This is a genomic window from Pseudomonas sp. TJI-51 (assembly GCF_000190455.2).
Taxonomy (GTDB): domain Bacteria; phylum Pseudomonadota; class Gammaproteobacteria; order Pseudomonadales; family Pseudomonadaceae; genus Aquipseudomonas; species Aquipseudomonas juntendi.
The window spans coordinates 1-19184 of the sequence record NZ_AEWE02000030.1 but is presented as its reverse complement, the minus strand read 5'-3'; the positions used below and the strand labels follow the sequence as shown (position 1 = coordinate 19184).

The 19184-nt window shown below is 60.0% G+C and carries 15 protein-coding genes and 2 pseudogenes; 5 read left to right on the top strand and 12 right to left on the bottom strand.

Annotated elements, in window-relative coordinates:
* Position 1 precedes the first annotated feature (1 nt).
* The 8 genes from tssH to G1E_RS06770 all read right to left on the bottom strand — a co-directional run bounded on the left by tssH (position 2) and on the right by G1E_RS06770 (position 9837).
* Entirely contained in the window at positions 2-2599 is a 2598-nt protein-coding gene (tssH, locus tag G1E_RS06805) for a type VI secretion system ATPase TssH (RefSeq protein ID WP_009686739.1), read from the bottom strand.
* Positions 2596-3666, bottom strand: coding sequence for a type VI secretion system baseplate subunit TssG (gene tssG, locus G1E_RS06800; RefSeq protein WP_009686740.1), 1071 nt, complete (start codon positions 3664-3666; stop codon positions 2596-2598). The genes tssH and tssG overlap by 4 nt, the downstream gene beginning before the upstream one ends.
* Complete coding sequence (tssF, locus tag G1E_RS06795) at positions 3630-5450, bottom strand: type VI secretion system baseplate subunit TssF (protein ID WP_009686741.1); 1821 nt, start codon at positions 5448-5450, stop codon at positions 3630-3632. The genes tssG and tssF overlap by 37 nt, the downstream gene beginning before the upstream one ends.
* Complete coding sequence (gene tssE, locus G1E_RS06790; RefSeq protein ID WP_009686742.1) at positions 5450-5932, bottom strand: type VI secretion system baseplate subunit TssE; 483 nt, start codon at positions 5930-5932, stop codon at positions 5450-5452. The genes tssF and tssE overlap by 1 nt, the downstream gene beginning before the upstream one ends.
* A 26-nt stretch (positions 5933-5958) precedes the next feature.
* Positions 5959-7461, bottom strand: a complete 1503-nt coding sequence (gene tssC / locus G1E_RS06785) for a type VI secretion system contractile sheath large subunit (RefSeq protein ID WP_009686743.1) — start codon at positions 7459-7461, stop codon at positions 5959-5961.
* Between the two features lie 14 nt (positions 7462-7475).
* Positions 7476-8015 (bottom strand): type VI secretion system contractile sheath small subunit, encoded by a 540-nt coding sequence (tssB, locus tag G1E_RS06780; RefSeq protein WP_012272397.1) that lies wholly within the window; start codon positions 8013-8015, stop codon positions 7476-7478.
* A 64-nt stretch (positions 8016-8079) separates the two neighbouring features.
* The gene (locus G1E_RS06775; protein WP_033691266.1) at positions 8080-8829 is read right to left on the bottom strand and encodes a hypothetical protein; all 750 of its coding nucleotides are present in this window, start codon (positions 8827-8829) and stop codon (positions 8080-8082) included.
* A gap of 438 nt (positions 8830-9267) precedes the next feature.
* A complete protein-coding gene (locus tag G1E_RS06770; RefSeq protein ID WP_009686745.1) occupies positions 9268-9837 on the bottom strand; it encodes a hypothetical protein in 570 nt (189 codons plus the stop codon).
* Positions 9838-9927: 90 nt separating this feature from the next.
* On the opposite strand from G1E_RS06770, the pseudogene G1E_RS06765 reads away from it, so the two are divergent.
* Positions 9928-10811, top strand: a pseudogene (locus G1E_RS06765) (ADP-ribosylglycohydrolase family protein); the annotation flags it as partial.
* Between the two features lie 28 nt (positions 10812-10839).
* On the opposite strand, the pseudogene G1E_RS30150 reads toward G1E_RS06765, so the two are convergent.
* The 4 genes and pseudogenes from G1E_RS30150 to G1E_RS06750 all read right to left on the bottom strand — a co-directional run.
* Positions 10840-10941 (bottom strand): annotated as a pseudogene (locus G1E_RS30150) (hypothetical protein); the annotation flags it as partial.
* 19 nt (positions 10942-10960) lie between these two features.
* Positions 10961-11272 (bottom strand): hypothetical protein, encoded by a 312-nt coding sequence (locus tag G1E_RS06760; protein ID WP_009686747.1) that lies wholly within the window; start codon positions 11270-11272, stop codon positions 10961-10963.
* Positions 11273-11402: 130 nt separating this feature from the next.
* On the bottom strand, positions 11403-11912 hold the full coding sequence (locus G1E_RS06755) for a hypothetical protein (RefSeq protein ID WP_009686748.1): 510 nt from the start codon (positions 11910-11912) through the stop codon (positions 11403-11405).
* A gap of 50 nt (positions 11913-11962) precedes the next feature.
* Positions 11963-12988, bottom strand: a complete 1026-nt coding sequence (locus G1E_RS06750) for a hypothetical protein (protein ID WP_009686749.1) — start codon at positions 12986-12988, stop codon at positions 11963-11965.
* 268 nt (positions 12989-13256) lie between these two features.
* Here G1E_RS06750 and G1E_RS06745 point away from each other — a divergent pair, with 268 nt between their 5' ends.
* The 4 genes from G1E_RS06745 to G1E_RS06730 form a co-directional block, all read left to right on the top strand.
* A complete protein-coding gene (locus G1E_RS06745) occupies positions 13257-15107 on the top strand; it encodes a type VI secretion system tip protein VgrG (RefSeq protein ID WP_009686750.1) in 1851 nt (616 codons plus the stop codon).
* An 8-nt stretch (positions 15108-15115) separates the two neighbouring features.
* Positions 15116-15706 (top strand): hypothetical protein, encoded by a 591-nt coding sequence (locus G1E_RS06740; protein WP_009686751.1) that lies wholly within the window; start codon positions 15116-15118, stop codon positions 15704-15706.
* 40 nt (positions 15707-15746) lie between these two features.
* The gene (locus G1E_RS06735; protein ID WP_009686752.1) at positions 15747-16214 is read left to right on the top strand and encodes a DcrB-related protein; all 468 of its coding nucleotides are present in this window, start codon (positions 15747-15749) and stop codon (positions 16212-16214) included.
* A gap of 4 nt (positions 16215-16218) precedes the next feature.
* Positions 16219-19184: DUF6531 domain-containing protein (locus G1E_RS06730; protein ID WP_047149722.1), on the top strand; the 2966-nt coding region annotated here is incomplete at its 3' end.

The window sequence follows — 19184 nt, the reverse complement described above, 5'->3', positions numbered from 1 at the left end:
GTCAGGCCAGGCGATAGGCGAAATCGCCATCGCTGCCCAGCTCGATGACCAGGCGCTCGATGGGCGTGCCCTGGGCCATGCGCTCTAGCACGCGCTGAGCGAGCTCTGGCATCAGGGTCTGGGACAGAATGTTGTCGATGTTGCGCGCACCGCTATCGACTTCGGTGCAGCGTGCGGCGATGGCCTTCACCAACGGCGGTTCGTAGCTCAGTTCGGCCTGGTGGTTGCGCGCGAAGCGCTTGGCGATGCGCTCGAGCTTGAGCGCGACGATGCGCTCCAGCACCTGGTCCTGCACCGGGTAGAACGGCACGATGCTCAGGCGGCCAAGGAAAGCTGGCTTGAATACCTGGTTCAGCTCACCGCGCAGGCCTTCGATGATGGCTGCGGGGGTGGGCTGCTGCTCGGCATTCAGGCAGGTGTGCATGATGTGCTCGGTGCCGGTGTTGGAGGTGAGGATGATCACCGTGTTGCGGAAATTGATCTCGCGGCCTTCACCGTCGTCCAGCACCCCTTTGTCGAACACCTGGAAGAACAGTTCAAGTACATCGGGGTGAGCCTTTTCCACCTCGTCCAGCAGTACCACGCTGTACGGTTTGCGGCGCACCGCCTCTGTCAGCACGCCGCCTTCGCCGTAGCCGACATAGCCCGGTGGTGAGCCTTTGAGGCTCGATACCGTATGCGCTTCCTGGTACTCGGACATGTTGATGGTGATCAGGTTGCGTTCACCGCCATACAGGGTGTCGGCAAGGGCCAGGGCGGTTTCGGTCTTGCCGACGCCGCTGGGGCCAAGCAGCAGGAATACGCCGATCGGTTTGTTCGGGTCTTCCATGCGCGCACGGGAAATCTTGATGCGTTTGCCGATTTCGTGCAGGGCATGGTCCTGGCCCAGTACGCGCTGGCTCAGCAGTTCAGGCAAGCGCTGAACGGTATCGATCTCGTCGCGGAGCATCTTGCCTAGCGGAATACCGGTCCAGCCGCTGATGACCTGGGCGATGGCGCCGCTGTCGACCAAGGCATGCACCAGTGGCTGGTCGCCTTGCACCCGGGCCAGTTCGCTGCGCAGGGCATTGAGCTGCGCGGGGTCGGCTTCACTGGCGGCGCTCAGCGCCTTGAGCTGTTCGACCAGTGCCAGTTCCTGTTGCCACTGGGTGTTCAGTTGCTGCTCCTGCAACTGCGCGGCTTGCAAGGCAGCCTGCAGTTCGCCGAGGCGGCGGGCATGATCGTGGCCTTTGCCGGCTTCGTCGCCCAGCACGCTGATTTCAGCTTGCAGGTTGTCGATCTGCCGACGGCAGTCTTCCAGTGCGCCAGGCTGCGAGGTTTGCGCCAGGGCGATGCGTGCGCAGGCGGTGTCGAGCACGCTGACAGCTTTGTCGGGTAGCTGGCGGCCGGTGATGTAGCGGTTGGACAGGCGCACTGCCTGCACCAGCGCTTCGTCCATGACCGCCACCTTGTGGTGTTCGCGCATTTTGCCTAGCAGGCCGCGCAGCATGTGGATGGCTTTGTCTTCATCCGGCTCTTCGACCTTGACCACCTGGAAGCGGCGGGCGAGGGCTGCGTCCTTTTCGAAGTACTTCTTGTACTCGGCCCAGGTGGTGGCGGCGATGGTGCGCAGCTCGCCACGTGCCAGCGCAGGCTTGAGCAGGTTGGCGGCGTCATTTTGCCCCGCCTGGCCACCGGAGCCGATCAGGGTGTGGGCTTCATCGATGAACAGGATGATCGGGTGCAGGCTGCGCTTGACCTCTTCGATCACTGCCTTGAGGCGGTTCTCGAACTCACCTTTGACCCCGGCGCCCGCCTGCAGCAACCCCAGGTCGAGGGTATGCAGTGCCACATCCTTGAGCACGGCCGGCACGTCGCCTTGGGCAATGCGCAGGGCCAGACCTTCGACTACGGCTGTTTTGCCCACCCCGGCCTCACCGGTGAGGATCGGATTGTTCTGCCGGCGGCGCGTGAGAATGTCGACCATCTGCCGCACCTCGAATTCGCGCCCAAGCACGGGGTCGATGCGGCCTTCGCGGGCACTTTGGGTAAGGTTGACCGTGTATTGGTCCAGCGCCGGGGTCTTGCCGCCAGCCTTGCCCGTGGCAGGGGCCGGTGCCGCTGGGCCAGCCAAGGCGCTGGCGTGGCGCGATTCGGCGCTGCCCTCGACCAGGGCGGCAAGGTTCAGGCGAAGGTCGTCTGGGTTGATCTTCTCCAGCTCAGGGGCCGAGGCGACCACTACGCGATGCAGTTCGGCATCGTCCAGCAGGGCTTGCAGCAGATGGGCACTGCGTACTTGCGCGACGCCGTACTCGATCGATGCCAGCAGCCAGGCCTGTTCGATCATGCGGGTGATATGTGGCGACAGCGCCGGGGTGCGGGTGTTGCCTTTCTTGAATGTGCCCAGGGCCGTTACCAGTTGCGCCTGCAGGCGCTCGGCGACCACATCGTAGTGGCGCAGGATTGGCGCCAGGTCAGTGTCGCCGGCATCGAGCAGCTGCAACAGCAGGTGCTCGACTTCCACGTCGTAGTGTTGCTCCGAGAGGCACAGGGCTGCAGCGCTTTCTGTCGCCGTGCGGCTGGTTTCGTTGAGCTTGGCGAACAAAGACTTCAGGTTCACAAGGCGACCCCATCGTAAGGAATGTGGAAGACGGCGCAACGCGATGGCTCCGCGTCACGGCCAGGGCGTTTGAGCCAGCCCAGCCAGCCCAGGGCAAGGTTGCCTGTGCGACCGAGCTGGGCGGGTGGTACAGCCTCGGGCTTGAGCCGCGGGGCAATTTCGAAATCCAGCTCGGCACCCAGGTAGAAGCGCACCAGCTCGACCAGCTTGCGGTAGCACGCGGTGCCGGGCTGGAACCGTTGGTAATCGGCCAGGCCAAGCGGGCCGAGCTCGATGCGGATGCACGACTGGTAGTCCCAGACCCGGTTACCGGCCACGGCACTGTGGCCCAGCTGGGCATTGCGCCGCCCCAGCTGGGTACATTGTTCCGGCTGCAGGCGCAGCCAGCGCCCGGCGAACTGGCGGACTTTGATCGGCAGCGCGAAGTAGAAGCCGAGCATGCGCTCCAGGTTCAGGGCGTTGCGTGGCTTCTGGCTGAGCAGGCCGGCAAAGTAGCTGAACAGCTCGCGGCGCAGCGCCGTGGGCTGCTGCTCGAACTTGAGCCGCTGGGCCATGGGCCCGAACCCCACCATGTTGAGCAGGTAGCCGTCGAAGCGCGATGTGCCGTTGCGCTCGTGTTCGATATGAAACTTGTATTTTTGCCAGGCTTCGTAGAACAGCGTGGTCATGCGGTGCGAAAACATGTCGAGGAACGCATGCGCAGCATCGTCGCGATACTGTACGTGCCGCTCCAGCAGCAGCTCGGTGTACGGGCGTGGCAGCACACCAGACGGCCCTACCAGGCCCATGAAGGTCACCTGGACCTCCGACAACGGCCGGCCGGCAGGCGAAACCTTGCCCTCGCGTTCGAAATGCAAGTCGCTGACTTCGCTCGCCGGGAACGCCAGGGACAGCTGGGTGCGAAAACGCAGCGGGTCTTCGTGCGGGCGCGTTGCCAGGTCCATGCGCCCGGTGCGGCTGTAGTGCAGGCGAAGCAGGCGCACCAATTGAAAAAATTCGAATCGGTGCGGCTCGGCTCGGGCCTGATCGATCAGACCAGGGGCTGATCGCCAGTGCGTGCTGGCCATTGGACGACTCTCTTTTCTCGTTGTTGGGTACGCAGCGTCAGTTGGGTGAAGCTGTTCATCGAACAGTACTGGCCGAAGAAATGGTCCAGCACCATGCCGAACAGGAACACACCGCTGCCGGTGAACTGGCTTTCGTCCAGCGTCAGGGTGATACCCACACCGCGCACGAAGTTCGGCCGCGGGTGGCCGATACGCGCAACCACCGGTTCGCTGGCGATAGCCTTGATGCCGTTGATTTGTTTACGAATGGCCGAGACGTTGCGGTAGTTGTAGAGCGACAGCAACTCGAGCAGTACTTCGCGGCCCTGGCTTACCAGCGACAGGTGGTTGAGCGACAGGTGCGCAATAAGCCGCCAGATAAGGCCTTTGCCCAGTGGCACACGCATGGTGGCGGTGGGCTTGCGCAGGCAGCGGATGTCCTTGATCACCGAGTTGGCCGGGATGTTGAAATCACCGCGTTCACCACCGAAAGGCAGCATCAGCGGCACATCGCGGTTGCTGCAGGTAAGGCTGATGCTGAGGGTATCGCTGCTGGCGTCTATCAGCTCCAGGTCGCGGTCGACCACGCGGATGCTCATGGCTGTGGCATCGCCTTGGTTGCGCCGGCGGGCGATCCAGAAGCTGGTGTGCGGGTCTTGCTCGCCACGCGGCTCGAAGAATGCCTGGCAGGTGGCGACCTGGTCGATGCCACCCAGTTTGCGCACGCGCCGTACCCGATCGATCGACACCACTTCTGCGGCATTGTGCAGGCGGGTGTCGGGGGTGACCGGGTACTCGTGCCGCGTATGGGTAAGCTTGATCGGCTCGGCCTGTTGCCGGAACAAGTTGATGATTGGCGTGCAGTTGAGCTTGAAGTTGTTGCGCCCGATGTTCTGGCTCAGCCGCGCCAGGCGGTCGCCCAGGTCGTAGTCGCTGAAATAGAAATTGACCTGTACCTGTTCCACGGCCTGACCATTCAGGGGGCGAGCGAACCCGCCGAGGTCGAAGAACATGAACTTGTCTGGGAAGGTGAAATACTCGTGCAACAGCCGGTAGCCCAGGAACGAGCGTTCGGAATAGTCCACCAGGCCTTCGTCACGCCCATAACCTACAGCGCTCAGGGCACCTGCTGGCAGCACGATTTCGCGCCTGCGGCCTTGGTCGTGGAAGCTCAGGGTCGCTTTGGCGAGGTTGTTGAACAGCAGCTCGTACAAATGCAGCATCAGCGTTGCTTCACCGTCGAGGAAGAAGCGCAGGCGGTCGATTTGCATTTGCCCGAACAGGGCGTCGCCGGTGGCGGCCAGATCGATGCTCAGGCGGGCGACCAGGTCGGCGCTGTGGCCGTTGAAAGCGGAGCGCTCCATTTCGGCGAACGTGGCCTTCTGCACGGCAATCGGCCATAACTCAACCGGGTAGCAAGTGCGGAATTTACACACCACGCCCTCAACGGCGTTGGCATGCATCTCGGTATGGCGCGCCACGCGGTAGGCTTCGGTCACCTTCTCGTGCTTGCCCAGGCTCAGCTCGGCGATCGACATCGACGGGGTTGGGCGCAGGTAGTGCGGGTACAGCACCTCAAGGAAGGACTCGACGATTTCCGGAAACTCGTCATCGAGTTTTTTATGCACCCGCGCGGAAAGGAACGAAAACGCCTCGATCAGGCGCTCGGTATGCGGGTCTTCGCAGTTGTCGCCCTCGATGAGTAGCCGCGAAGCAATTTTCGGGTACTGCGCGGCAAACTCCTGGCCGAGGAAGCGCAGGTGCGACAGTTCCTTTTCGTAGTAGGGCAGCAGTTCGTCGAGCATCAGTTGAGGTTCTGTACTTTGTATTCCTGGGTGTTGACCTGCAGCACGGCGTCGAATGACACCTGGCGGCTGATATCCTGCAGACGCAATACAGCGTCTACCCGGAAGGTCAACATGCGGTGGCCGTTCTGCTGGGCCAACAGCTGAACCCGCACCCGGCGAAAGCGCCGGTCGCCGGTGCTGATCGCCCGCTCCAGCTGCTGCTGGATCAGGCGGCGATCGTGCGGGTCGAGTACGCTGCGGCTTATGAAGTCAGGCATGCCGTATTCAAGGATGGAGCCCTCAAGCTGACTGAAACCCTCGAGCTCTTCGGCGACCAGCGACTGGCGCGTGTTAACCAGCACTTCAAGGTCGCGCACGATGCTGGCCTTGTATTCGGCCAGTGAGCAGGTACGCTGCGCGGCCGGCTCGGCCGACTGGTGAGGGCGGTCGTCCAGCAGGCGGTCGAGCAGCGAGGGCAGCAGCCGGGCTTGGTTACTCATGTGTCATCCCTGTACACAGCGGCTGATCAGCCGCGGGCGCCCTGCGGCAACTCGGCCACCAGGCGCAGCGAGGCGGTCAGTTCGTCCAGCTGGTAGTGCGGGCGCAGGTAGGTCACGGCTTTGTACACACCTGGCTTGCCGGGCACTTCGAAAACCTCGGCGCGGGCTTCGCGCAGCGGGAACTTGGCCTTGGCTTCCTGGCTGGCGGTATCGTCGAGCAGCACGTAGCTGGCCAGCCACTGGTTGAGGAAGCGCTCCACGTCCATGCGCGAGGCGAAGCTGCCGATTTTGTCGCGCATGATCGCCTTCATGTAATGGGCGATGCGCGACGTGGCGAAGATGTACTGCAGCTGTGCCGACAGGCGTGCGTTGGCGTTGGCGATGTCGGTGTTGTACTGCTTCTGCTTCTGCGCCGACTGGGTGCCGAAGAACGCCGCGTAGTCGGTGCCCTTGCAATGCACCAGCGGGATGAAGCCGAGGTCCGACAGCTCTTTTTCGCGGCGGTCGGTAATGGCGATTTCGGTCGGGCACTTGAGGGCAATTTCGCCATCGTCGGTCTTGAAGGTATGAGTCGGCAGGCCTTCGACCAGCCCGCCCCCTTCCACGCCGCGGATGGCCACGCACCAGCCGTAGCGGGCGAAGGCATCGGTAACGCGGGTGCCCAGGGCGTACGCAGCGTTCATCCACAGGTACTTGTTGTGGTCGCGGCCGTCGACGCTTTCGACGAAGTTGAATTCTTCCACCGGGGTGGTATCGGGGCCATACGGCAGGCGACCGAGCACATGCGGCAGGGTGAGGCCGACGTAGCGGGAATCTTCCGAGGCGCGGAATGACTTCCACTTGGCATACTCGACGGTGTCGAAGATCTTCGCCAGGTCACGCGGGCCGGACATTTCGGTGAACGAGTCCCAGCCGAACAGCTCGGGGGAGGCAGCCGAAATGAACGGTGCATGGGCCGCCGCGGCCACGTGCGAGATCTCCTCCAGCAGGTACATGTCTTCGGGGTTGCGGTTGAACTCGTAGTCACCGATCAACATGCCGAAAGGCGCGCCACCGAAGGTGCCGTACTCTTCTTCGTAGACTTTCTTGAACAGTGCGCTCTGGTCGAATTCGCTGGCGGCCTTCAGGTCGCGCACCAGGTCCTTCTTCGAGGCATTGAGCAGGTGGATTTTCAGCGTGGTGCTGGTCTCGGTCTGGTCGACCTGGTACTTCAGACCGCGCCAGGAGGCTTCCAACTGCTGGAATTCGCTGGCGTGCATGATCTCGTTCATCTGCTCGGAGAGCATCGAATCGATCTCGGCGATACGTGAGTCGAGCACGGCGATCAGGTCCTTGCTCGGGGTCATCTCACCCTCGAGCACCTGGTTCACCAGTTCGCCGATCAGGTCGCGGGTGCGATTGCGCTCGGTGTCGGAGCGGGCCACGCGGCTTTGCGAGATGATGCTGTCGAGCAGCGAGGCCTGTGGGGCGAAGCTTTCTACCTCGACCAGGTCGCCGGCCTGTTGCGGTGCGGTTTGCTTGTCAGTCATGTTCGGGCTCCTGCTCAGGCGCGGTCGCTGCTGGATGGGTCTTTCACTTCAGCCTCACGGCCGAATTCCTTACCCAATGTCTTGAGCTTCTCGGTGTTTTGCAGCACGTCCATCAGCAGCTCTTCGAGCTTGTCGTTGCCGCCCATCTTGTTGCGCAGGTCTGCCAGCTTATTGCGCACTTCCAGCAGCTTGCGCAGCGGTTCAACCTGCTTCACCACGTTTTGCGGCTCGAAGTCTTCGAGGCTGTTGAAGTTCAGCTCGACGCCCAGCTGGGTGCCGTTCTTGGCCAGGGTGTTGTCGACGCGGTAGGTCAGGCGTGGCTTGATGCCCTTGAGCACGCCGTTGAAGTTGTCGCGGTCGATGAACACGAACTTGCGGTCCTTGAGCTTGGGCAATGGCTCCAGCGGGTTGCCGGAGAAGTCGCCCAGTACGCCGACGACGAAGGGCAGCTCCTTTTTCTCGATGGCATCGCCGATGTCCACGTCGTAGGTGATATGGACCCGGGGCGCGCGGACGCGGTCGAGTTTGTGCTGGGTGCTTTCCTTCTTCGCCATCGTATTCTCCAGTGCAAGCAGTTCGCTGCGAATCATTGCGCCGCCCGTATCCGGGCCCTGCGCGTTACAGTCCTTCGATCGTCCGCAGCAGGCGCTGACGGATCTCGTCGTTCATTTCCAGAATGTTGTCGCGGCCCACCAGCTCTTCGAAGCTGGTGTTGCCGGCAATCTGCGTGCTGCTACGGATGACCGAATCGTCCGGAAGTTCCGAACGCACCGGCGCGCTGATGACGCAGAAAGGCAAGTCGCCAAAACCCTTGAGGCGCTCGAAGCTCAGCCCGTAGCGCAGGCCTTCGAACAGCCGGCCCAGGCCCGGGGACTTGCTGAGGCAATAGAACAGCACCAGGTAGTGCACCACGAAGCGGTACAGCTCGGCGCTGCTGCGGTTGGGGTCTTTGATGACGTTGCGAAACTGCGCCAGATCGAAGGCGTGGAAGCCCACCACCCAGCGCGTGGGGCTGGTGATGCGGATGACCTGGCCGCTCTGTTCGAGGACCTTGTCGTATTCCAGCGGGAACAGTTCGGGGGTGGTGCTGAGCAGGTTCAGTGGCACTTCCAGCTCGCTGACCAGCTGGAACGGGGCAGCGGCACCAATGCGCTCGTAGAGTTCGATAAGCGCCTGGAAATGCCCTTGGGTTTCGCGCCCGCTGCTGCGCTGGGCGCCCTGCAGGTATTCGCCAAAGAGGCTTTGCGGACGGATCAGCGGCGCCACGGTGGCCAGGTAATCGGCCGCCTGCGCTTTCAGCGCATCGGAGATCGCCCGCGTCTGGCTACGCAGCTTGATCAGTGCTTCGACATCGAATGTCTGTGTCATCGGTGCATCGTCCATGTGCCTGCAAATCGTCCTGAAACGCCAATGGCGTGGACCTGAATATCGCGCCTCTCAGCTGCGGCAAATTCGAGTGCTGGCACATGAATATCGTGTTGCCAGTAATGCCGAGTAGGGCACCTCGCTGGGAAAGAAGTTCCCGCAAGGGTGGCGATTTTTTCCCCGTTTTGTGATGTGGTGCAATGATGGCGTCATGACATTGCGCGCAGGTTTCGAGCACATGGAATGGGGCTTTGACCCGCAAAATTAGGGGTAGTAGGTGCAAAGATCGCGGTAAAAATGGGCGTGAAAATATTTTTTCAAAAAGTGATCTGCGTCGCATTTTTCAGTGCAACGCCGTTCATGCCTGTCTTTCATCGCAGCGTGTTTTCGTGATGGCAATGCGACGGAATATGCCGCGTCGAAGTGGGTCCGTATGGGTTGCTACAGCGACTTTGCGCCGGCGATGCGACCTTGGATTCCCCACTCCCACAAGCACCCTAGCAATGCATGTAATTCATCGGTGGCCTCGACCAACAGCACGCCGTTTTCATACAGTACGGCATCGCTGAGCGTGCCCATGCCGCGAGGCATCGCGAACAAGCTCAGGCGCACCTGCTGGGTATCGCTGCGCAGCCGTGAACGGTAGCCCAGAAGGGTATTGGCCCAGCTTGCGTAGCCGCCATCGCGCAGCAGCAAGGTTGCTGCTCGTGCCAACACCGCCGAGATCTCCGTCAGGTTGCGAATGCACGGGTCAGCCGTGCCACGCTGGGCGCCGGGTTGCATCATCAGGGCGTGGTCCAGTTCGCGGCGGCGGCATCGAACAACCATGGGCAGCGCTGCCGAAGGTTCCTGTAGCCAGGCCTCGTATCGGGCCTTGTCGATGCGGTAATACTCTTCGTAATCGACCAAGGTATTGCTGACTGGGATGGACAGGTAGCACTGCTGCGAAGCCAATTCTATCCCGAGTGCAAAGCGGTGCTCGCGGCTTGTGTAGGTGTCATTGAATTTCATGCTGAGAAGCACCTCCGAGGTGGGTTGTTAGCGGCCATCACTTGGGCATGGCTACCTGCCTGGGCATGTCGTTGCCAGTAGCGTGCATGTGATGCGGTAGGCACGACCTTGGAGTTCCAGCGGCGTGATCAAGGGCATGTCAGCGATATGGTCGGCGGTGGTCCTTTCCGCCTGGCGCCTGGTGAGTGAACCGACGATACCAGTATGGCCCTGTGCCTGGCGGACGCCTACGCCAGCCAAGGCAAGTTCGATTTCGCAACCTTCGCTGATGCATTGGTGCGTTGGTAGCGGCACGGCGAAAACAGCGTCAATGACCGCTGCTTCGACATCGGCAATGTCACCCGCCGAGCCCTGGAAGGGTGGGAGGCCCAAGGGCTTGGCTGGATGGGCAATATCGAGGCCTCGACCGCAGGCAATGGTTCGTTGATACGCCTCGCGCCTACGGCTATTTACAGGCGTCATTCGCTCTCGGCAAGCTGGTGGGAGAGCGTCACCCAAAGCGGCGTGACCCATGGCGCCGTCGAAGTTCAGGATTGCTGCAAGCTGTTCGCTGGCCAGTTGCACCTGGCGCTCAACGGCGCAGACAAGGTCGAGGCGTTGACACCCAGGGTGCGGCCGCTGCAGCCGAGACCCACGATCATCAATGCGGGGGAGTACACGCACAAATCTCGCGAACACATTCGCTCGTCGGGATATGTGGTCGATACCTTGGAAGCCGCGCTTTGGGCTGTCTGGAATACCAACAATTTCAGGGATGCGATACTGCTGGCTGCCAACCTTGCCGATGATGCCGATAGTGTCGCTGCAGCGGCAGGGCAGATTGCGGGGCGCTCTACGGGGTATCGGGCATGCCGTCGGAGTGGGTGGCCAAGGTGGCTTGGTCGCAGCATATTCGTAGGTTGGCGAGCCGGCTGTTCGAGCTGGCGCCGCCGCGCGATGAGCTCGATGAGCGTATCTACGATAGGCCTGAATAGCGACGTAGTAGGCGTCCTTCAGCGCTTTAGCCAGTTCGGGGTCATTTTCCTCGAACGCCTTCGCTGCAAGGTAAAATCGATTGCCATCTGCATCACATCCCTTGCACGCCGCCCTCGTGATGAAAACCATAAGGGTGCAATGTCAGGTTCTATTCGTGCGTGTTACTTCTGGCTTTAAATTTTTTAAATGAACTCCATTCTTGTCCCTTGATTAACGCCATATAGAATTTGGCAAAAGCCTCGCTAAGCTCATGATCGTCTCGTAGGTTTGTTTCAGGTAGGTAGCGATAACAAGGGATGTCTCGCGCCTCTAAAGGTGTGTGGATGTCACCGTTCTCAGATTTCAGCAGAAGGTCGCGAAGTAGGTTGAGCATGGTCATGGCGTCAGGATTCTGGTCCTTGAGAATCTCAAGCTTTTCGCGAAGCGCTCTGGCTGTAATTTTCAGTGTGTCTTTGTCCATTTAATGCCTGAGTGTGTGTAGACCGGAGGGGCGCCACTGTACGCCCCGTCTCCAGGTCGCTGCGGCTTATCAACTGTTACCTTTTCGGTTTCCCGCCGTACTCACTTTGAGCCTGGCCAAGGTAGGCAACTTACCGCCCGTCGACCTGGACGCAAACGTCCTTGCCGTCGATAACCTTGCATGGCCAGTTGTCGTTGATGTAGTGATCCGGCTTGAAGCACACCCGGTCATCATTGACCCAGAACAACTGCCAGGCAGAACCCGATATCAGCAGCTTCGAGCAGGGCGTGTAACCCCTGGCCAGCAAAGCCCCCGTAGTCAGAACCATCACCGCAGGTACTACATAGATCAGTGTTTTAATCGATATCCCGAACATCAACGCCTGGAAGCGGTGCAGCCGGGATGCAGGGGGTGGGTCGAACTTCTTGCCGGTCCAGGCGCAGATCGCGCTGCCAATGAGCAGGATGGCGAGTGCCGGTGGAGCCATGAGCAGGCCGAACGCGAGGTACGGTGTTTCCACGACTGGAGCGCCACGAAGCAGCCTGCCGTACAGCGGGAACAGGTAGTTGGTATAGGCATAAAGCGAGACGGCCCCTACCAGGAGCAATGCGATGAACATGGCGACGGCCAGCAGCCTCATCTTGAGGGGGGAAAGCCCGGGTGAAATTTGTGAGGAGCGTGTATTCATTCTCAGAACTTAGGCAGGTTGAACGTTGGGAGCGATGGCAATGAGGGCATCGATGGCAGCCTGGGGGCGTCTGGCCATGCAGGCAAGTCTATCCCGTCGGGGCGCAGCTTACGGATGACCCACGACTTGGCCTCATCGTAAAGCTCGTCGGCAATCCTGCCTGCGATGTTGGCGACGGTTTCCTCAGCGTAGCGACGCAGGTCGTCCGGCTTGATCTCGGTGATTGTCTTGTGAATGGCCTCGATATGATCCACGGCATAGCGTAAACCCGCCTTAACGGCATTCTTGATGCCGAAGTGATTGTCGAGTGCGTTCAATCCAAGACCTACGGCAAATACCACGAGCGCCCCGGCAATGACTGGTGCGGCGGCTGCAGTGAACAGGGCGCCAGCAGCCAGGGCCGCGGCGTATCCGAGTGCCGAGGCGATACCGGCCTTGATCAGTTCCACGCCAACGCCGCCAAACAGGTCACTCATGACGTGCTCGTCGGCAAATATCCATTCTGCGACTTCAATGGCCACCGCCACGTAGCACGAAAGCTTGAATCCTTTGATGGACGAACCGCGCACTCCATACTTGCCGATGCCCATGCTGACGAGCTTGGCATTCTGGATGCCATAGCGTGGCGCGTTGAGTGTCTTGCGCAGGCCAGGGTAGCCGGTGAGAACGACGTACTGCTTACCATTGCGCACTGTGTAGCGTACTTTTGTGCCCAACCCGTTCATGTCGCGAATGAAACTGGCGGTGTTTTTCGCGTCCCAGGCGGCCATGGCCGCGGGCACACCCCAGGTGGTATTGACGAAGGTGTGAGGCAGGCCGTTGTAGGTGGATTTCACGCCGTGCCAGGTGCCGGTCAGCATATCGCCCTGTGTGCGCGTACAGACTTGCGGCGATTGCGTGGCGCCATGTGCCTGCTGAGCAAACTGGGCCTGTGCATGAAAATCCTCAATGGACATGATCACCATTTCCCGGTGATTCTGGTCCATCTCCCGGTCGAGCTGGCTGAGTTGGCTTTCGCTCACGCTCATGGCGATTCTCCCTGATATTCGCGATCTACTGCCTCATGGCTAGGCGTAGGGAGCCTACACTCCAGACCTCCAGCAGATCAAACCGGAGGACATATTCCGATGTGATTAATCAAGAAAGTGTCCACTGATATACAGGCCCATGATCCACCTGTTGCACGCGGCTTTTGTCCTCGTGGTGAGGCAGCCTGGCTTATTGCCATCATTTGACAGCTCCCGGCCAAGCGCGTTTTCATTGTGAGATTTCCAGCTTGATGCAGGATGCATTGATATGATTACGGATGCCCTCGAGTCGATGCTCACCCAGCATCAGCGCCTGTTCACCTTCGATTCTCCACTGCCTCCCGAGCAAGAACTGCAACTCCTCAGCTTCAGCGGCCGCGAGGCGATTTCGGAGTTGTTCAGCTTCCAGGCACACCTCATTTCGCAAGACGCTCGCATCGAACTGAAGAAACTCATCGGCAAGAAAGTCACGTTGGGGATTGCCTTGGCCAACGGCACCACAAGGTACATCAGCGCGCACGTGTCGGACTTCGTGCACACCGGTGCGGATGGCGGTATTGCCAACTACACCGCTGAACTGGTGCCTTGGATCTGGATTCTCAGCCGTCGCCGCGACTCACGCATCTTCCAGGACAAGACCACTGAGCAGATCGTCAAGGAAGTTTTCGATTACTACCTGTCCCTGGCCGAGCATGAGTTCCGCCTGAGCCAGCCGCTCAAGCCAATCAGCTACTGCACGCAGTATCAGGAATCGGACCTGAATTTCGTGCTGCGCCTGCTCGAGCAGGAAGGGCTGTTCTTCACCTTCGAGCACTCCCAGGAAGGCCATCGCATGATCATCAGCGATGACAGCAGCATGCTGCCGCAGCTGGAGCGCCAGCCGCTGATCCGCTACCACAGTGCTTCGGTCACCGAAACCGCCGACTCGATCACGGCGTGGTCGTCGGCGCGACGGATGCAGCCAACCCGCCTGACCCTCAAGTCCTTCGACTACAAGCAACCCGGTAACCCGCATCTGGTGCAACTGAACTCCGTCAACCAGCAGGGTGAGGTTGGCCAGTACGAGGTCTTCGAATATGAAGGCCTCTACGGCTATGCCGACGCCGATGAAGGCATGCGCAAGGCACGTCGTCGGCTGGAGGCGATGGAGGTCGACGGCAAGACCTTCCATGGCGAGAGTAATTGCCGTGCCATGGAACCTGGCCGTTACTTCGAGCTGAGCCAGCATTACGATCACGACAACGACGCCCCGGACGATCGCCAGTTTCTGCTGCTTTCCGTCACCCATTGGGGGCAGAACAACTACGCCAACGATGGCGAAGCGGGCTACCGCAACAGCTTCAGCTGCATCCGCCGTAAAATCCCGTTCCGCCCTGCATTGCGCACCCCAAGGGCGGGCATCAGCGGCCCCCAGACTGCCATTGTTGTCGGTCCACACGGCGAAGAGATCTACACCGATGAACTGGGGCGGGTGAAGTTGCAGTTCCACTGGGATCGTAACGGTGAGTTCAATGATCAGAGCTCCTGCTGGGTACGCGTCACCCAATCCGGCGCCAGCGGCGGCTTCGGCAGCATCCAGATCCCACGCGTCGGCGACGAAGTGGTGGTGGTGTTCCTCGACGGCAACCCGGACCGCCCGCTGATCATGGGCAGCCTGTACAACAGCACCAACACCCCGCCTTGGGCGCTGCCGGCGAATAAGACCCAGAGTGGGTTCCTGACCCGGTCGATGAAGGGTGACGGCGGTACCGCCAACTTCTTCCGCTTCGAGGACAAGGCCGGCGCCGAGCAGATCATCATGCATGCCGAGCGCAACATGGATACCGAGATCGAGCTGGATGAGCGCCATGAGGTAGGCAACAACCGAGTGATCAAGGTAGGTGGAACGCACCATGAGGTAATCAAGCAAGACACGGTGGTGAACGTCACGAACGGTAGTTACACGCTGAAGGTGGACAACAACCTCATTCAGGTAAGCGCCATGGAAAGCATCCTGCTCGAGGTCGGCACCAGCAAGATCACGATCAAGCCAGACAAAATAACCATCGAAGCAGACAGCATCGACATTCTCGGCAAGAACACCTTTGTCAAAGGTGATCGTGTCGATATCAACGAGTAGGGCGAAGTGTGATTATCAAGGGCAATATCTACGACAGGCTCTCACAGAGGAGTGAAGCTGCCGAGGCGCTCGCTCGGCAGGACGCAGAGGAGGTGCGCATCGCAGCGGAAGCTGCGGTCGAGGTCCTGCGGCAGCCACCCGCGCTGGTCATGGATGCAGAGAACAATGCCTTGTGCATTGCAGGTTTGAATTTGCTCATGCCACAGGGTTTCGCTTTTCGCGATATCAATACCACGCTGGAGTTCGCGGGTTGTCATGTGCAATTTGACGCCCGTCGCCGGCGTGCACCTGAAGGGCTTGAACTCAATAAGGCGGTGGAGTTGTTTACCAACGAGCTGCGTAAAAGCCATTCAGAGATTGATTTGGTGCGCCAGGTCTCAACGGCATTGGCCGGCCACCCTGCCATCAGCCTTGACTACCAGTTCAATGTTGGCCAAGAGCGCCGTCACGGTCGCTCCGTTTGCACGATCATCGTTTCAGCGGACGGTAACGGGCGCGAGTGGTTCAGTGCCTCTACTGTGATCGACCCGAGTAAATCACAACTGGCTGACTGGCTGATCGCATTCGACGCGATGCTTGCCGGCATGACAGCCGAGTAATACTCAAACTCACATCACGATTTCATGGAATTTACAATCAATGGACTATCAACTGCAGGAAGGTTCTATCACGTTGCCGGAAGGTTTCCAAGATCGTACGGTCAACATGTTCGTACTGGGGAACAGCATTCCCGCACCTCTGAATATCACACTTTCGCGCGACAATCTGCTTCCAGCAGAGGATATGAAAGCGTACATCGATCGTCAGGTTAAGTTGATTGCGGCCAAGCTTCGCGGCTACACCCTGTTGGGCAAAAAGCCGGCGCAACTCTCTGCCAGTAAGCCGCTCGCAGGTGTTCAGATCGATGCGTATTACTTGAATGATGGCCGGCCGTTGTATCAGCGTCAGGCTGCTTTCGAGGTTGCCCCAGGGCGTATTCTGGTGTTTTCCACCACCAGCCAGGCCGACTTTAGCAGCAAGCAGGACGAAAGTTGGTTGCAGTTGTTGATGAGCTTCGAACCGCGCCATAGCACCGCAGAAACCTCCGATAACGCCGCTCAGGACTGACCTCATGTTCGAAGCTGCGCGTTGGGGTGACGAGATTGAACACACCGGTGCCCTGGCTGGTTTTCTTGCTGGGGCGGTGATTGGGTTGGCAATTGCCGCTGCAGGCGCTTTCTTTATCTGCACCGGTGGATTGGGTGGGTTCCTGCTGGCCATGATCGTTGGTCTGGGAGCAAGCGCCGTACCGATGATCGGCGAAAAGATAGGGTCATCATTCAAATCGCCAGCGGGGCAGATCGAGTTCGACGGTTGCTCTCCCAATGTATTCATCAACAAACGCAACGCTGCCCATGCCGAGCAGAGTATCGCCAAGTGTGACAAGCATCCGGCGACCGTGCTGGTAGCGGAAGGCTCGTCCAATGTGTTCATCAATGGTGTAGCTGCTGCGCGCAAGGGTGACGCGCTCACCTGCGGGGCGAAGATTGCCGGCGGGTCTAACAATGTGTTCATAGGTGGTGGCACTACACGCTACCTGCCTGTTGACGAAGAAGTGCCCGAATGGTTGCGCGTTACGGTGGACGTTTTGATGATCGTCGCATCCATGGGCAGAAACGTCGTTGCGGTTTACCGCCTGGGCCTGCAAGCGGGCCTCAAGGCAGCCGGCCCCTGTGCGCTGCAGACAGGCTTGACCATTGCAGCGAGCTACCTCGCAGGGCGCTTCATCATCGGCCCTGCGGTGGAGCGGGCTATCGGTGGCTTCACAGGCAACCCGGTCGACATGACCAACGGCCGCAAGCTTCTGGCCAATGAAACGGACTTCGTGTTGCCAGGCTTGATGCCTATTGAATGGTCTCGTTTCTATGCCAGTGACCTCACCGTGGAAAGTGCCCTGGGGCAGGGCTGGATTTTGCCCTGGGAACAAAGCCTGCGTCGTGGCGGCGGGTTCGTCTATCTGACCGACAACCAAGGTCGCAGTGTTCCGTTCATTGATCTGGAGCCAGGCGAGAGCATCTATAACCCCCATGAGCGTATTCATCTCGTGCGCTCCCAGGGCGGGCACTATCTTCTGCAAACGCTCGATAACGTATTTTTCTATTTTGGCGAGGTGCCAAATGATAATTCGCGCGCGCCTTTGCAGCGCCTGGAAAATGCGCTCGGGCATTATCTGCATTTCACCTACAGTGCCGATGGCCGCCTGACGGATATCACCGCACCAGGGGCGGTGCGTGTCCACCTGCACTACGACAACCCACTGGGCCGCCTGACCGATGTGAAGCGCGTGGTCGGTGATAGCGCCGTTGAAACGCTGGTGCGTTACCGTTACGACGACAATGGCCAGCTTACCGAAGTGATCAATCGCAACGGCGATTCGGTACGCCAGTTCGGCTACGCTGAAAAACTCATGACGCGGCACAGTAACGCTCTGGGCCTGATCTGCGAATACCGCTGGGAGACGCACGACGGCAAACCGCGCGTCGTCGAGCACTGGACCAGCGACGGCGAGCATTATCACTTCCGATACGACTTCGCCCAGCGGACCAGCTGGGCGACCGATGTGCTGGGCCGTGAACTGGAAATCCGTTACAACGAGGATAATCGCGTCATCGGCAGCCGTGACTTCGGCGGTGAATGCTATGGCATGGACTTCGACACCTCCGGCAATCTGGTCGGCATCAAGCTGCCTGATGGCAATCGCCTCGCCCTGAAGTACGACGAATTCTCCCGGCTGATCGAGGAAACCGACCCGCTGGGTCGCAAGATCAGCTACAAGCACTACCGCACCACGCCACTCATCACCGAAACCCGCTTCCCCGACGGCAGCGTCTGGCAGGCGCGTTACGACGAAAAAGGCAACCTGGTTGCCGAGATTGACCCGCTGGGTAACAAGACCCGGTATCTCAACAGCGATGACGGCCTGCCGCACACGATCATCGATGCCAACTTCAAGTCCAAGTATCTGTGGTGGAATGCCTACGCGCAGGTCGAGCGCTTCGAGGACTGTTCGGGCAAAAGCACCTACTACCGCTACGACGAACGCCAGCACCTGGTTGCCGTTACCGATGCGTTGAACCAGACCACTACGCTGGAACGCAAGCCCGATGGTGAAGTGCTTCGTATCAATCATCCGGACGGCACTGCGGAAACCTTTACCTACAATACTCTTGGCCAGGTGCTGAAGCACACCGATGGAAAAGGCCAGACAACCTACCTGCAACGCACCTCGCGCGGCCTGCCCAGCAGTCGCCAGGATGCCAAGGGCGAGTGGATCCGCTACGAGTATGACAAGGCCCTGCGCCTGACCGCACTGGTCAACGAGAACGGCGCGGCCTACCGCTTTGCCTATGACGCGTCGGACCGCCTGAGCGAAGAGGTGCGGGTGGACAACCTGACCCGGCGCTTCAGTTACGACGCCGGTGGTCATCTGGTGCGCCTGGACGAAATTGGCTATGGCGAAAGCGGCGAACGTCCGGAGCGCCATACGCTGTTCGAGCGTGACGCCATTGGCCGCTTGATGGCCAAGGTCAATCGCGATGCACGGCAAGATTTCGAGTATGACGAGGCTGACCGGTTACTGAGCATTCAGCGCCACCCAACAAGCGCGGGTAAGCAGCTGGGCATCACCGATGAAAAGCTAGGTTACATCTACGACCTGCTGGGGCGACTGACCCAGGAACTGACCCCAAGTGGGGCACTGGACTATGAATACGACCCACTTAGCAACCTGACCACGCTGACCCTGCCGGATGGCCGCAAGCTCAATCATCTGTATTACGGCAGTGGGCACCTGCACCAACTGAACCTGGATGGCCAGGTGATCAGCGACATGGAGCGCGATGATTTGCACCGCGAGGTGTACCGCACCCAGGGCAAGCTCACCAGTTGCTTCGGTTATGACGCCATGGGGCGCAAGGCCTGGCAGTTTGCGTCGACCTTGCCAGCGGACAAGCTCTCGCAAGTGCATAACACCGGCATTAACACCTCGTTGCTGGTCGTGCATGCCTACAACCCGATTCACCGCCGTTACCAGTACGA